Source organism: Polyangium fumosum (assembly GCF_005144585.1).
GTDB classification, from domain to species: domain Bacteria; phylum Myxococcota_A; class Polyangia; order Polyangiales; family Polyangiaceae; genus Polyangium; species Polyangium fumosum.
In genome coordinates this window covers 1-14,020 of record NZ_SSMQ01000099.1, presented here as the reverse complement: position 1 = coordinate 14,020, position 14,020 = coordinate 1, and the positions used below count along the sequence as shown (strand labels likewise).

Below are 14,020 nucleotides of genomic sequence, written 5' to 3'. Positions count from 1 at the left end.
GTCCCGTCGGCGCGCCCGGCTCCCGCTGGCGAACACGCTCGACGCGCGGGAGCCGTGACGTGTTCGGTACGAAGATGCGCGCCGAAGCCCCCGCCATGCTCCGATCCCTCGTCGCGTGCCTGATTCTTTTCCTTCTCCCGCGCGCGGCAGATGCAGCGGAGACGGGGGAAGCGCCAGGAGCTGCGTGCGCTCCGCCCGTGAAGGCCTGGATCGCGGCCTGCGCCGACGCCGAGCACCTCGGGCTCACGGCATTCGACTGTTTCGCCGATCAGGGGTCGTTGACGCACGTGATCGTGGAGGCGAAAGGTGAGGCGGCGCTCCGGGTCGACATCGCGCGGGACGGGAGCCGCTCCTTTCGCCGCGTGGGCCAGGCAGGGCTCTCCCCCTTGGGCCAATTCGAGGACTGGAACGCGGAGCCGGAGCCACGCAAGCGCGCCCTCGACGCGCTCGGCGCGTGTCTCGCGCGGGACGCGACGTTCCTCGCGTCCGCCGCGATCATGACCCCGGACAAGCCGCCACCTCCGGAGGTGCGCCCCCCGGATCCGCCGGGACGAACCCCGGTCGCGTGGCCGTGGCTGATCGTCACGGGCCTCGCGGGCGCGGCGCTCGCGCTCGCGGGGAGCACGCTCTGGCGAAGGCGGCGAGCCCCCGTCGAGGCTGTCCCCAAAAAGGACGTCGCTTCGGACAAACGTTTCCATGCCCCTCCGGCGTCCGTCCTCCTGTTCCTCGGCAGCGTCGTGCTGGTCGAGCTCTGGGCCATCCGCGCGGCGGACGCCGATTTCTTCATGCCGGACCCGTTCCATTACATCGTCGTGGGGGCGGCGCTATTGTTCGTGCTCGCCGGGTTCGTCCGGTGGCCCCAGGTCCGCCGTGGGCTCGTGACGCTGACCATCGCCGCGCCGCTCACGCTCCTGCTCATGGAATGGCGACTCGCGGAGGCAGACGTGAGAAACCAGCACGTCGCCCCGTCGAACGACGGCCTCTTGCGGTACACGTACCGGCCCGGCTACGCGATCGAAGAGTCCGAAGGCGAGCGCATCGTGGTCACCGAGGATGGGTTATGGGACGTGCCGCACGTCGTCCCCAAGCCCCCCGGCGTGCTCCGCGTGGTGGTGCTGGGAGACTCGGTCCCCAATGACCCGTCCATCCCGTTTCGCCGTCGTTTTCCGCGGCAACTCGAGGCGCTGCTCGCCCAGAAGGCGCCCGCGGGGCAGAAGGTCGAGGTCGTCAACGTCTCCTGCGAGGGATACAACACCGTGCAGGAGGTGCGCCTGCTCGAAAGCGTGGGCCTGCGGTACGAGCCCGACCTGGTGGTGCTCGCCTACGTGCTGAACGACCCGTTCTTGCAGAACGGCGGATACCGGCGTATCGGAAACAGCTTCTTCGCCTTCCAGTTCGCCAAAGTGGGGGTGCGCCGGAAATGCACCCTCTTCGAGGAGATGCACGCGGGCTACACGTTCGACCTCGTCGTGCGCGCGTCGCTCTCGCGGCTCCGCTTGCTCGCCGACAAGCATCATTTCCAGGTCCTCGTCGCGCCCCTGCCGCTGGTGGAGCCCTTCGACGATCCGAGCTGCCTCGCCGTCTACGACAAGGTCGTCGGCGCGGCGCGCGAGCAGGGATTCGAAGCTGGGCGCGTGGTCGACGCATTCCGGGGTGAAGATCACCGGGCCTTCCTCAAGCCCAAGGACGCCCTCGACATCACCCACCCGAACGCCGAGGGGCACGATCGAATGGCGCGCCGGCTCTCCGAGCTCACGGCGCCGCTCCTCTTCGAGCGGGCGGCGCCGTGAGCACGCGGATCCTGGGGATCTCGGCCTTCTATCACGACGCCGCGGCGGCGCTGGTCATCGACGGCGAGCTCGTCGCGGCCGCCCAGGAAGAGCGATTCTCGCGTTTGAAGAACGACGAGGCGTTCCCGCGAAGGGCCATCGCCGCCTGCCTCGCCGAGGCGGGGATCGGGATCGAGGATCTCGATCACGTGGCGTTCTACGAAAAACCCCTGCTCAAATTCGATCGAATCCTCGAGACCCACCTCTCCCGCGCGCCGTTCACGTTCCCCCAGTTCCGGAGGGCGCTGCCCACCTGGCTCGGGCGCAAGCTCTTCCTGCCCCGCGAGCTCGCCCGGGGTCTCGAGGGCCGCTTCCCGCGCGCCTTCGTGTTCACGGAGCACCACGAGGCCCACGCCGCCGCGGCGTTTTTCCCCTCCCCCTTCGACGAGGCCGCGATCCTGACGGTGGACGGCGTGGGTGAATGGTCCACGACGACGCTCGGGTTTGGCCGAAACAACAGGATCGAGCTCTCCCACGAGCTGCGCTTCCCGCATTCGCTCGGCTTGCTCTACTCCGCTTTTACCCAGTGGGCTGGCTTCGAGGTGAACACGGGCGAATACATGCTGATGGGCCTCGCTCCTTACGGCGAGCCCCGCTACGAGGCGCTCATCCGCGAGCGAATGATCGATCTCAAGGACGACGGGTCGTTCCGCCTCGACATGCGTTATTTCGATTGGCTCGGCGGTGTGACCATGATTTCCCCCGCGTTCGAGCGGCTCTTCGGGGCTCCGGCGCGCGCGCCCGGCGCGCCGATCGAAGAGCGGCACAAGGACGTCGCCGCATCGATCCAGCGCGTCACCGAGGACATCCTCCTGCGACTCGCGCGCACGGCCGCGAAAAAGACGGGCGCGAAGACGCTTTGCCTGGGCGGCGGCTGCGCGCTGAACTCCGTGGCCGTGGGGCGCATCCAGCGCGAAGGTCCCTTCGAGCGGGTCTGGGTGCAGCCCGCCGCGGGCGACGCGGGCAGCGCCGCAGGCGCCGCGCTCTTCGTATGGCACCAGCTCCTCGACAAACCTCGCGTGGCGCGCGCGGGGGACGCGCAACACGCCTCGCTGCTCGGCCCCGCCCACGACGCGGCCGCGATTCACGCAGCCCTCGCTGGACGGGGGCTCCATGTGCACGACCTCGACGAGGAAACGCTCGTCGGGCGTGTGGCCGAAGAGCTCTCCCAGGGGCGGGTCCTGGGCTTCTTCCAGGGGAACATGGAGCTCGGCCCCCGCGCGCTCGGCAGCCGCTCCATCCTGGCGGATCCTCGCGTCGCGGGGATGAAAGACACGATCAACCACAAGATCAAATTCCGGGAGGGGTTCCGCCCCTTCGCGCCCTCGGTGCTCCGCGAGCACGCCTTCCAATTCTTCGAGGTCGCGCCGGGCGAGGATCTGCCGTACATGACGCACGTGGTCCCGGTGCGAAAGGACGCGGCGCCCGCTCTCCCCGCCATCACGCACGTCGATGGCTCGGCGCGCATCCAGACCGTGGACGAGGCGCGCCACGGCCTCTATTTCCGCCTCCTCGAGGCGTTTCACGCGCGCACGGGCTGCCCCGTGCTCCTCAACACCTCGTTCAACGTCCGCGGCGAGCCGATCGTATGCACGCCGGAGGACGCGCTCCGCTGTTTTGCTCGGACAGACCTCGACGGCCTCGTGATCGAGCGCTCTCTGCTCCTGCGCGACGAGCAGTCCCCCGCCGCGCTCGCGGCGCTCGCGTCGATGGGACCACCGGCCCCTCGTCCTCCACGCGCCCTCGATCGATTTCTGCGTCCGGAAGACGCGAATCCCTCGCGACGGACGCGGATCCACTTCGGGCTCCTGCTCCTTTTCCTTGGCGTGGTCGCCGGGGCGGCGGTTTGGCGAGGCACGCGTGATCCCAAGGACCTCGCCGCGGGCGCCCTCGCAGGCGCGGCGCTCTTCGCGGGCACGTTCGTCCCGGGGCTCGGTCGCGCCATGTATCGCGCGTGGATGGCGCTCGGCGCGCTGCTCGGCGCCGTGAGCGGGCCGATCGTGCTCGGCGTCGTCTACCTCGTCGTCTTCGCGCCGATCGCCCTCGTGCGCGCCCTCCTGGGGCGCGATCCGCTCGGGCTCCGCTTCGCCCGAGCAGCGGAATCGTATTTGAAGGACAAACGAACCCCCCGGGAGCCCCGGCATTACTTCAGGCTTTATTGACCATGTCCGAGACACCTCCTCCGAAACAACAGGACGACCCCGACCACGTCCCCTCCCGGTTCGAGGAAGCCGCGCGGACCACGCGCCAGTCCACGCTGCGGGACGGCCTCGCCTACCTGCGCGAGACCCGCAAGCTTTGGCTCACGCCCGTGCTCGTGATCCTCCTGATCCTCGGGCTCGTGCTCTCGCTGTCGGGCACCGTGCTCTCGCCGCTCATCTACACGCTCTTCTGAGCCGCGTATCGGAATTGCGCGGGCATGGTGGGCACCGGTAGCATCCCGAGCGTGAGCGATGAACCGCCTCTTCGTAGGCTCGACCAGATCGTGGGCGAGCTGCTCGCGCCGCTGTTGAACGCCCGCCCGGCGCCCGGTGGCTTTCGCCTGGCCGGCTGGGACGTCGAGCAGGGCGTCTGCGTCGTGCTCGTCCGCGGCGACGAGTGGGTGCTGGTGGAGTTCGAGAACCGCGACGATACGCGCGACTGCTACACGCGGACGTCGCGGTTCAACGTGTGCGCGCGGCACCAGTTCGATCCCGAGAAGCCGCTGAGCGCGTTGGCCCACCGCGCGGTCGGGCAGCTCGTCGAGATGGTGCGGCGACGAGAAGGCGCGCTGCCCGTGATCCCTCGCCCGGCGCCGACGCGCGGGAGCGAGGTGCGCGAGGTCCGCGTCGAGCGCGCGCTCGTGCAGCAGGGGCCGGGGCATTATTACCTCAACCCGTATGTCGGCTGCATGATCGGCTGCGAGTTTTGCTACGTGGCCGATCGCGCCGACCTGTCGCGCGAGCTCGAGGGCCGCGCGAAGCTGCCGTGGGGGCGCTACGTCGACGTGAAGGTCAACCTGCCCGAGGTGCTCGCGCGGGAGGTCGCGACCCTGCCGCCTGGGCTGGTTCGCATGAGCCCGATCGTGACGGACCCCTACCAGCCGCTGGAGAAGAAGTACCGCATCACGCGGCGTTGTCTCGAGGCGCTGGTGGACACGGGCTTCACGCCCGGGGTGCTCACGCGCGCCGCGCGCATCCAAGAAGACGCCGCGCTGCTGGGGCGCTTCCGCCGCGTGCTGGTGGGCCTCTCGATCCCCACGGACGACGACGAGGTGCGGCAGCATTTCGAGCCCGGCGGAGACCCTATCGAGGAGCGGTTCGCGGCGCTCGAGGCGTGCCAGCGCGCGGGGTGTGTGACGGTCGCCGTGGTGCAGCCGGTGCTACCGATGGACCCCGAGCGGCTGGCCGCGCGGCTCGCGCCGCTGGTGCGCGCGGTGCGAATCGATCGGATGTACGATGGTGATCGCGTGCGCCACCTGTACGACGCGGCCGGTCGGCTCGATGCGGCGACCGAGGAATTCTACCAGCAGACCGCGGGAGCATTGCGGGCCGCGCTCGAGGCGCGCGGCGTTTGCATCGATCCGCTCGATGACCTGCAGACGTTGATGCAGTGAACGGCGACGCCCGGGTTCGCGTCGAGGCCGAGGCGTGCATGGAGAGGGCCTCGGAGCTCGTGGCGCGGACTTGCCACGCCGACCAGGAGAGCAATTCGACATGGATGTCCGAAGCAATGGTGAACCGCTGCTACGGAAGGGCGGTCTCTGCGGCTCGACACGCATCCACGCGTCCCCCTCGGCACGCCTTCCGGTAAAACTCCAGCGCCTTCTCGGGCGTGCGCACCTTCCTACCATAACGACCATCGTAGAAGTCCCCGATCACCTCGCACGCTTCACCGTCGCCTGATGCGCAGCTCTTGTTCAGCGCATTGAGGCGACGGGGCTTCGACGAGGTGAACGGGCAGGAACGCCGGGACCGACTCGCCGGGCGCGGTCGGCGTGTCCTCGATTGTTTCGCGTTGACGCAGCGACCATCGCCACCCATGCAGGCTGCGCACGTCGACCCCCACCTTCGCGCCAAACTCCCCCGCACGCAGGCCGCTGCGCTTCCAGCGCGCGATCAGCCGAGCCCACTGCTTCGCCGTCCTCCGTGCCATCCGTCCTCCACGCGCGTCGAGGGCAGCGTCGCTGGTCGTCGTCTGTGCCGATCGCCGCCGATTCCGGCGACGGGTCCGACGAGTGGATGAGGTCCGAGGCTCCCTCCTCCGGCGTGAACGCCCTGACCTGGCATGAAGGAAGAAGAAAAGCGCCTCGCCGTTGCCCATCGACGCCGAACGGTGCGACGCTCCTGCGCCGTATGAGACGACGCACCGCCCTCGATCTGCTCGTTCCCGCCGCAGTCCTCCTCATCGCCAGCGCCGCCCACGCCGAGGAGCCGTCGTGCGCCGAACGCCCGAACGCCGTCGTCGCGGACCTCGGGCTGCACGTGGTCAACGCCGGTTATCAGCGCGTTTTCGGCTGTCACGTCACGGTGCAGGCGACCGCCGGGCTTTATGGGCCTTGGACGGTTACGCAAAACGTGCTTGGTCTGGGCGGAGGCGACCGCACGCCGGACGAGGACGTCATCGGTATGGTCTTGCGTGGGCGCGTCTTCTTTCACCCGCTCGGGCGCGCGCCCGGCGGGCTTTGGATTTCACCCTATACGCAGGCGGGCCCGGTCCGCTCGAGGGTCGCATCGGAGAAGATATGGGGCCCCGCGTTCGCGGCGGGGCTGAGCGCCGGGTGGACGTGGATGCTGGGCAATCACGTCCTGCTCGGCCTCGGGCTCGGCGCCCAATATCACCGCGCTTCCTTCCTCGGGAGGACGGCACGCCCCGGGTTCTCCCTTTTCGGGCCAACGGTGGATATCAACGTCGGGTTCCGCTTCTGAACGCGGGTGCCGAGAACGAGCTTGGACTGCGCTCGGAATCATCGAGAGGGCGACTTGATCAGGAGCGTCACGAGGAGCTTGCGCCTTCCACGGCGGCTCCGTAGCCCCGTCCAGGCCTGGAGGTGCCTCGTGCTGGGATCGGGCACGACGCGGACGGTTCCCCGTCGCCCTCGACCTCGGGTGCGTTCGTGACGTGGCGGGCTCGGCCGAGGACATCGGGAAGGACACCGCCGAACCCTCACCCCGGGGACTGTCTCCGACACTACGCGATCACCTCATCGCTCCGCGCCGGTATCCCTGTTCACGTTGTCCAGCGGATGGCAGGTCACAAGCACCTGGCGACCACGCAGACCTACGGTTTACGAAACCCCTCCGAGCCTGCTCGGATGACTCGGGGAACGAAGCCTTTTCGCACGGATTTGATTTGGCAAAGATTTGGCACGGGGACCCGCCCGACAAACGCAATCCAAGTCACGGTCCAAAAGGTCTCCTCCTCCCCTTCGTTGAGGCCGGGACCGACGAACGGACTTGACAAGCCCAACAGGGCTTTTCTCGCCAACCTCCACCTTCCCTCCCCGGGCGAACGTGGTCTACATTGCAGCACGTGCCCCGAAAAACTAGCCTTCTCGACCGGGTGGATGCGCAGCTCGTCGACGATGTCGAGCGCGCGGTGCGCGCTGCGAAGGCTCTGCCTCCCACACGCCTTTCGCGGACCAAGCTCACCCCGGAAGCCAGCGCGGAGCTCGCGCGACAACTCGTCGCCCGCGGTCTCGAGCGCAGCCCGAAAACGATACGCGTTCCCCTCGCGGCGCAGATCGAGAGCCTTCTCCAAGGTGGCGCGCGCGTTCCACTCAGGGACGTCGGAAAGCGCGTCAAGGGCGGCACCAAGGCCGAGATCAACACCGCCCTCGCCAAGCTCATCCGCGAAGGACGGGCGCGCGTCGTGGTGCGAACCCAGGTGGAGGTGCTGGTCGGGCCCGCCGAGCGTGCGCTCGATCCAACCGAGATCGCACACCTCTCGAAGATGGCCGCGCAGGTCGTCAAGACCCTCAAGAAGGTTCAGGCGAAGGGCTTGCCACGCTCGATCTTGCAGGAAGATCTCGCGGCTTTCTTCGCACCTCTCCTGCCCTCGCTTCGTTTTTCCGCTGCAACGCCCGACGAGGCGCCATCCATTCTCGTCGACGAGGCCCTGCGCCGCCTCGAAGATCCGGCGCTCAAGCTCGTGCGCATCCCGGATCTCGTGCGCTCCTTGTCCAGCTATCTCCCGCTCGACGCCATTCACCAAGCACTCGCCGAGGGCGTGAAGGATGGGACGCTCGAGCTGCGGCCGGAGGCCGGCGCCGAGTTCCTGAAGCCCGAGGACGTCCCCCTCTGCCCACCTGGCCCCCGCGGCACCGTTCTCTCCTACGCGAGGCGTGTTTCTCCGTGATGGATAACCCGTTTCAGGCCATCCACGCGGATGCATGGGATCCCGCTCCCATCGATGTCCCCTCGATCAACGAGCGCGCGAGCTCCCTCGTGCGCGCGCACATCGAACAACTGCGAGACGCCGGGGCTCGCGAGGGAACGGCCGCCCGCTCGACGTCGATCCTGCTGCTCGGCCCTGCTGGCATCGGCAAGACGCACCTGTTCACACGACTGCGGAAGCAGGTGGGTCCCCGCGCCGTCTTCGTGCACACGCGGCCCGAGGTCGGCGTCGATCCGTCGCCCCGACACGTGCTCTCTGCGACGCTGCGCTCGCTCCGGCAGCCGGTGATCCAGCAGCAACACCGGCAGATCGACGTGATTGTAGGGGCCATGCTCGCGACGTTGGAGGGCGGCCGCCCGCGCTTCCCCTTGTCGTTCATCGACGACTGCTCGAGGCAGCCACCCGACACGCAGCGCGAGATCATCGAGCGTGCCGTCGCGCAGGCAGAGGATCGTTTCCCCGACACATCCGCGCGATATCTCGAGCACCTCCTGCGCCTGCCCTTTGCAGACCGCCTGAGCCAGCGCGCGCTCTTCGCGTGGCTCTCGGGCGAGGAGTCGAGCCAGGCGCAGCTCGACATCATCGGCGAGCGCGCTGCGCTGCGAGAGGACGATCTCATCCTCGCGTTGCGCACGCTCGGCGTGGTGGCGACGTTCGGCGCGCCTATCGTGCTCGTGTTCGACCAGCTCGAGAACCTCGCGGAAGAGGAGGGAAAGACGAGCCGGATCATCCGGCACGCGCGCCTCGTGAGCGAGCTGCGCGACACGGTGCGCGGGCTCGTGATCGTGCAGATGGCGCTCGACGCCGTCTGGATGCAGCGCATCCATCCGGTCCTCCACGCCAGCATGCGGGATCGGCTCGAGGAGAAGATCGAGCACCTCGCGCTCCCGACCCCCGAGCAGCGGCGGGAGCTCATCGAACGGTGGAGAAGCGCGCTGCCCCAGGAGGAGAGAAGCAAGCCCTTTCCGTCTCCATTCTCGACGAGACAGGTCGATGCATGGCTCGCTGCGCCGGGCATGACGCCGCGTATGCTCATGCAAGGTTGCGGTGAGGCGTATCAGCGTCGAGCGCTGCCCGAAGCAGAGGAGGCGGGGCCCGTCCACACCTCGCCGGATGAACGCCTCGCAGTGGCCTGGCAGGAGCTCTTCGGGCAAGCGCGGAGGCGAATCGACGAAGCCGCGACGCAGGCCCAAGGCGTGGCTGCCGAGAGCATCCGCGCAGGGCTTCTCGCGGCGCTTTTGGTTGTGCAGGTAAAGGCCGAGACGGGCGAAACGGAGGGGGCTCCTGGGCTACGCATTCGCATGGCCGACGGTGGCTGCAACATGCTCTTCGTGCAGCAAGCACACCATACCTCCCTCGCCCGGGTCCTGCGCGCAGCGATTGCGCTCGCAGATGAGGGCAAGGTCTTGCTTTTGCGCGAGCAAGCGTTCGTGATCCCGCCGACCTGGAAAGAAGTTCACAAGCTCCTCGGCGTGTTCACGCAGAAAGCCAATGCTTCGTTCCTGCCGCTCGAACGCGAGGCCCTGGCACGGCTCCTCGCAGTCGAGCGCCTGCTCAGCGCGGCCCGTTCCCAGGATCTGAGCGATGACGCCGGCAAGGTCATTCCGTACGACACGGTCATGGATTGGGCCCGGCGAACCCTCGGCTGCCAGGCATGGGGGCCCGTGGAAGCTCTGCTTGGAGTGACAACGTTCCCCGTCTCCGCGCCCCCGGCGCCTCGGCCACCCGAGCCCCCGCCGCCTCCTCCAGACCCGAATGCCGCCACTCCCCGCGAGCGCACAGAGGAAGCATCCCCGCGCGGAACAGCGAGGCCCCTTGCGGACGGTCCGGTGCTTCGAGAGCTGCGCAAGCTCCGGGTTGCCTCGATCGATCGCCTCGTGCGCGACGTGCGCGCGTGTGATCCCATGGCCACGCGGGCAACCGTTATGGAGGAGCTCGCCAAGCTGCCGATCAAGCGCTTCGGCGGCGCGATCGTCGCGCTGGAGGAGCCATGGCGCTGAGGCCCGACCCCCTACCCCGGCGCGGCGCCCGCGAACTCTCGGTCACCGAGATCCGCAACGCCCTCCGTTGCCCGCGCGTCTTCGCGCTCGGTCGCGCGCGCCGGCAGGCCGTCGCTTTCCCGATCGGCGCCTCGTCCCTCGGCGCGCTCTTCCACCGCATCGCCGAGCGTTTCGCGCGTGAGCTCGAGGCGCCTCCCGAGCCCGTGCGCGCGCTCCCCCCGCATGCACCGCGCGAGCGCGTGGCAGATGGCCTCTCGGCCTGGCTCCTCGGCCACCTCGTCGACGAGCTCGAAGCGAACCCCAGCGCCGCGAGCATGCCCGGCGAGATTGACGACCTGGCCGAGGCGCTGCGGGAGCTCGCGCGTTACCTGGCGAAACAAATCGAAGGCACGGGGCATGGGCCGGCAGAGGCATTGCGCTCGTTCCTTCAACACACCGAGCTCGCGGTCGACGCCGTGCTCGACGCGTCCGGCGGAGTACCGGTGCGTGTCTCAGGCCGGATCGATGCCGTGTATTGCCGGGCGAGAGGCGCCGTCGACGTCGTCGAATACAAGCTCACGGACGAGGCCAATCAGGAGCTCGACCAGGCGCAGGTGGCGCTTTATCGTTACCTCTTGCGCTACGCGCTCGATCTCGACGCCGACCCCCTCATCCTGCGCTTCAAACCGGGGCTCATCGAGACGAAGCTCTCGCCGGTGGCTGCGGACGGCATCGTGGAGCGGACCCTCTTGCCCCTGCTCGGCAAAATGGTGAGCTGGTCGGAGCGCCCCGAAAACGCGCCTGCGACCTCGCGCCGGGATCTCTGCCCGACGTGCCCTGTACGACCGGCGTGTGTCGAGACGTACCGAGACGCGCTCGAACCTCGCGATCAGCCGCCTGCGGGCGCAGCTCGCCCCATGCCCGATCCGGCCGGACGACTCACCTTGCCCCCTCCGCGCGAGCCCATAGGTGCTCTGCCGAACGACACCGAGGGCATGGCGGAGGCCGAGGCCCTCGCCACGCAGATCGTGTCTCAGCTCAAGCGACAAGGGGTCATTGCGAGCCTTGGCCGGAAGACAGTTGGGCCGCGGCTCCTGCGCATCGAGGTCACGAGCCCGCGGCAGCGTGTGGCGCAGCTCGATCGCGCAGCCCAGGACGTGGAGCATCACCTCGCCGGGTACAACGTGCGATTCGAGCGGGAGGAGGCACGGCGATACTTCACGGCGCCGCGGAAGGTGCCGCGCAAGGTCGACCTCGAAACACTGCTCGCGCGCAAAGCCGCGTTCTTGCGGGAGCGGCCGGGGCGCTTCGTGCTCGGGGAGGGGCTCGATGGCGAGGTGATCGCCGGGGACCTCGCTGACGGAAGCTCATGCCACCTGCTCGTAGCGGGACAAACGGGGAGCGGCAAATCGGTTTTATTGCGTGCCCTGATCGTCGGGCTTTGTCACTTTCATCCGCCGGCGGCCATACAGTTCACGCTGGTGGATCCCAAGCGCGTCACGTTCGGCGGGCTTGCCGCGGGTATCGGCGCGCACCTGGCAGGGCCGATCGTCTACGATGTGGAGGCACTTCTCGCGGAGCTCGACGCCCTCGTGGCCGAGATGGAGGAGCGATACACGCTCTTCGAGCACCGGAAGGTGCAGAGCATCGACGACTACAATGATACTGCGCCTGTACCACTGCCGCGGCGGGTGGTCGTTGTGGACGAATTTCAGGACTTGATTGCATCGAGGGCAACGCGGCAGCCATTTTTGGATGTGGTCAAGCGGCTCGGGTCGATGGCTCGCGCGGCCGGGATCCACCTCGTATTGGCGACGCAGCGGCCCGACCGCACGACGGTGCCCGGAGAGATCAAGGCGAACCTGGGCGGGAGGGTCGCACTGCGCGTACAGGAGGTCGTTAACTCGAGGATCATCCTGGACCAGGGAGGGGCGGAGGAGCTTCTGGGGAAGGGGGACTTCTACGCCGATCTCGGGCATGGGCTCGTGCGGGGACAAGCGCCGATGGCGTGAGGGCGACCTCGTCCTTATCTATGGCGCGCAATTCCGATACACACTTACCAAATCGCGCACATCACCAGTGATGCATCGCAGTTCGTCGCGCTGTTTCCTGCGCTGGCTGCCTCCGTGGTACGCGAGGCACTGCCGGATGAGCGGTTCAAGAAGGAACCTTGGTGGCCAACGCTGGACGCAAGAATCAACGACCTCAGTTAACAGTACCATTACCAGCGATAATTGGTACCTTGGCCAAGCCAGCGCCGCATGAATCGCGCACTCGAAGATACACGCGGTGAAGAAGAGGCACAACGGGCTCTATGAAGAACACACGAGCCGCTGTACAAGCTCGGTCCGTATCACAAGGGGTTGCTCTGGGACGGGGTCCCCCAATACGAGGGTGGCGCCCGTTCTCGCGAGGGACTCGAGTGGGCGGAGCGACGCCTATCCGACGAGCTGCACTTTACGAAGCAAGCAGACGGGCAATTCGTCAGCTATCAGCGAACAACTAACGATATTCGTGTGTATGGGGTTCCTCGGCCCGGTACGAACCTGAGCTTTTACGCGTACCGGGAGACGTCCCAAGCCCCTCGGCGTGCTGACGTGGTGGTACTCGGGTCCTGTTTCAAGATGCCGGACACGTGGAAATACGACCTGGAGGAGAAGTTTCTGCGACTTGTCGAAATCCTTGAGCCGCATCAAATCAAACCTTTCGTTCTCGGTCCACGATGGTCCGTTGTATCGCGCCGGGGCCGACTCGCCGAACATGTCCTCCCACGAATGGAAGACACTCCCGCGCTGCCCCTGCTCGGGGAGTGCGTCGCGGAAGGAGTCGTTCTTCTCAGCGTACATCTTCACAAAGGTCAACCGCGTCCCCTTCGTGAGCCCCTCGCGCGGGGCGTAAACCTTCCCCATCGAGAGTGGCCTCAGCCGGCGACCCAATCTCCGGTGCTGACGAGGTCACGCGGTGGTCTTCGGGGGAACGACGGAACACGTCATTGATCCAGTCGAAGAGTCGGCCTCCACGGTTCGACCGACAGCTCGCAACGGACCTCGCTCCCTCGCTCCAACGATCGACCATCGTCCAGTCTGCAAGACGCCAAGCAAGCGGAGCGTGGGTAGGCGCTTGACGCCCCCCTCGGCATCCAAACAGATTTTGGAGGCGTCGTGTCGACCAAGGGGGGAGAGCCGTGTCCAGAAAGAAGGGACAGGCGCTCGAACGAGCGTTCGCTGCGTGGATGGTGTCCGCGCTTCACTACACGACGACCGTACAGCGCGATTTCGTGAAAGGAGAGGTCGCCACGCGCCCGTATGAAGTGGATGTACATGGGGAGCGATACAGGCGGTACTGGTATGCGTTGCGCGTCGTCGGGATGTTGCTTTTTGTGCTCGGTATGGCCGCGATTTTTCTGCCGCACAAGTTCGCTTTGGTAACTCATGCAGCGGAGGGCATCGTCGCGAAAATATGGCCGAGTGCTGCAAGCTCTGGAATCCTTATCCTTGCTCTGGTTGCGTTGTTTGTGGGCGAGTTTGGAAAAAATTGGAGTACGTACCACGCCTGGGTCGAGTGTAAAAACCGCAAGACCGCGGTGAAGCGGTTCGACATCGAGAAGTTGAGGGGCGCTGTCGAGGACGTCCGCAAGAACGAGACGGCGTCGTGGAAACCCGACGAGGTTATCGTCGTGAGTGCCTCAGGCTTCGATGACGATGCAATCACCGTATCACCTCGCTCACCCCCGTCTGGACGCCGGCCCGCTGCCGTGGCAGGCGCCGCGCGCACGCGCGTTCGTCCGGCCGCCGGGCGCATCGAGCTTCGACAGCAAGCGCGCGCAGACGTCTGCGC

The 14,020-nt window shown here is 67.3% G+C and carries 9 protein-coding genes and 2 pseudogenes; 10 read left to right on the top strand and 1 reads right to left on the bottom strand.

The window, feature by feature from the left end; all coding sequences use genetic code 11:
* The first annotated feature begins 197 nt into the window (after nucleotides 1–197).
* The 4 genes from E8A74_RS47285 to E8A74_RS47270 are packed head-to-tail and all read left to right on the top strand — an operon-like array spanning nucleotide 198 to nucleotide 5,424.
* Nucleotides 198–1,790, top strand: coding sequence for an SGNH/GDSL hydrolase family protein (locus E8A74_RS47285; protein ID WP_136935767.1), 1,593 nt, complete (start codon nucleotides 198–200; stop codon nucleotides 1,788–1,790).
* Complete coding sequence (locus E8A74_RS47280) at nucleotides 1,787–3,991, top strand: SxtJ family membrane protein (RefSeq protein WP_136935766.1); 2,205 nt, start codon at nucleotides 1,787–1,789, stop codon at nucleotides 3,989–3,991. The genes E8A74_RS47285 and E8A74_RS47280 overlap by 4 nt, the downstream gene beginning before the upstream one ends.
* A gap of 2 nt (nucleotides 3,992–3,993) precedes the next feature.
* Entirely contained in the window at nucleotides 3,994–4,224 is a 231-nt protein-coding gene (locus E8A74_RS47275; RefSeq protein WP_136935765.1) for a DUF5989 family protein, read from the top strand.
* A gap of 51 nt (nucleotides 4,225–4,275) precedes the next feature.
* The gene (locus E8A74_RS47270; protein ID WP_170229920.1) at nucleotides 4,276–5,424 is read left to right on the top strand and encodes an SPL family radical SAM protein; all 1,149 of its coding nucleotides are present in this window, start codon (nucleotides 4,276–4,278) and stop codon (nucleotides 5,422–5,424) included.
* Nucleotides 5,425–5,699: 275 nt separating this feature from the next.
* Here E8A74_RS47270 and tnpA read toward each other — a convergent pair whose 3' ends face one another.
* Nucleotides 5,700–5,963, bottom strand: a complete 264-nt coding sequence (tnpA, locus tag E8A74_RS56215) for an IS66 family insertion sequence element accessory protein TnpA (protein ID WP_420814238.1) — start codon at nucleotides 5,961–5,963, stop codon at nucleotides 5,700–5,702.
* A gap of 200 nt (nucleotides 5,964–6,163) precedes the next feature.
* Here tnpA and E8A74_RS47265 point away from each other — a divergent pair, with 200 nt between their 5' ends.
* The 6 genes and pseudogenes from E8A74_RS47265 to E8A74_RS47245 all read left to right on the top strand — a co-directional run.
* A complete protein-coding gene (locus tag E8A74_RS47265; RefSeq protein WP_136935763.1) occupies nucleotides 6,164–6,736 on the top strand; it encodes a DUF3575 domain-containing protein in 573 nt (190 codons plus the stop codon).
* Nucleotides 6,737–6,858: 122 nt separating this feature from the next.
* Nucleotides 6,859–7,080 (top strand): annotated as a pseudogene (locus E8A74_RS56210) (hypothetical protein); the annotation flags it as partial.
* A gap of 251 nt (nucleotides 7,081–7,331) precedes the next feature.
* Nucleotides 7,332–8,165, top strand: a complete 834-nt coding sequence (locus tag E8A74_RS55295) for a hypothetical protein (protein WP_232380060.1) — start codon at nucleotides 7,332–7,334, stop codon at nucleotides 8,163–8,165.
* Complete coding sequence (locus E8A74_RS47255) at nucleotides 8,165–10,204, top strand: hypothetical protein (RefSeq protein ID WP_136935762.1); 2,040 nt, start codon at nucleotides 8,165–8,167, stop codon at nucleotides 10,202–10,204. Before E8A74_RS55295 ends, E8A74_RS47255 begins: the two co-directional genes overlap by 1 nt.
* A complete protein-coding gene (locus E8A74_RS47250) occupies nucleotides 10,195–12,195 on the top strand; it encodes an FtsK/SpoIIIE domain-containing protein (protein ID WP_136935761.1) in 2,001 nt (666 codons plus the stop codon). The genes E8A74_RS47255 and E8A74_RS47250 overlap by 10 nt, the downstream gene beginning before the upstream one ends.
* Nucleotides 12,196–13,367: 1,172 nt before the next feature.
* Nucleotides 13,368–14,020, top strand: a pseudogene (locus E8A74_RS47245) (hypothetical protein); the annotation flags it as partial.

What these genes read in the sequence shown, in the direction of transcription:
- E8A74_RS47255 (WP_136935762.1), top strand. Translation starts at nt 8,165, where the DNA reads ATGGATAACCCGTTTCAGGCCATCCACGCGGATGCATGGGATCCCGCT.
- tnpA (WP_420814238.1), bottom strand. Translation starts at nt 5,963, where the DNA reads ATGGCACGGAGGACGGCGAAGCAGTGGGCTCGGCTGATCGCGCGCTGG.
- E8A74_RS47250 (WP_136935761.1), top strand. Translation starts at nt 10,195, where the DNA reads ATGGCGCTGAGGCCCGACCCCCTACCCCGGCGCGGCGCCCGCGAACTC.
- E8A74_RS47265 (WP_136935763.1), top strand. Translation starts at nt 6,164, where the DNA reads ATGAGACGACGCACCGCCCTCGATCTGCTCGTTCCCGCCGCAGTCCTC.
- E8A74_RS47275 (WP_136935765.1), top strand. Translation starts at nt 3,994, where the DNA reads ATGTCCGAGACACCTCCTCCGAAACAACAGGACGACCCCGACCACGTC.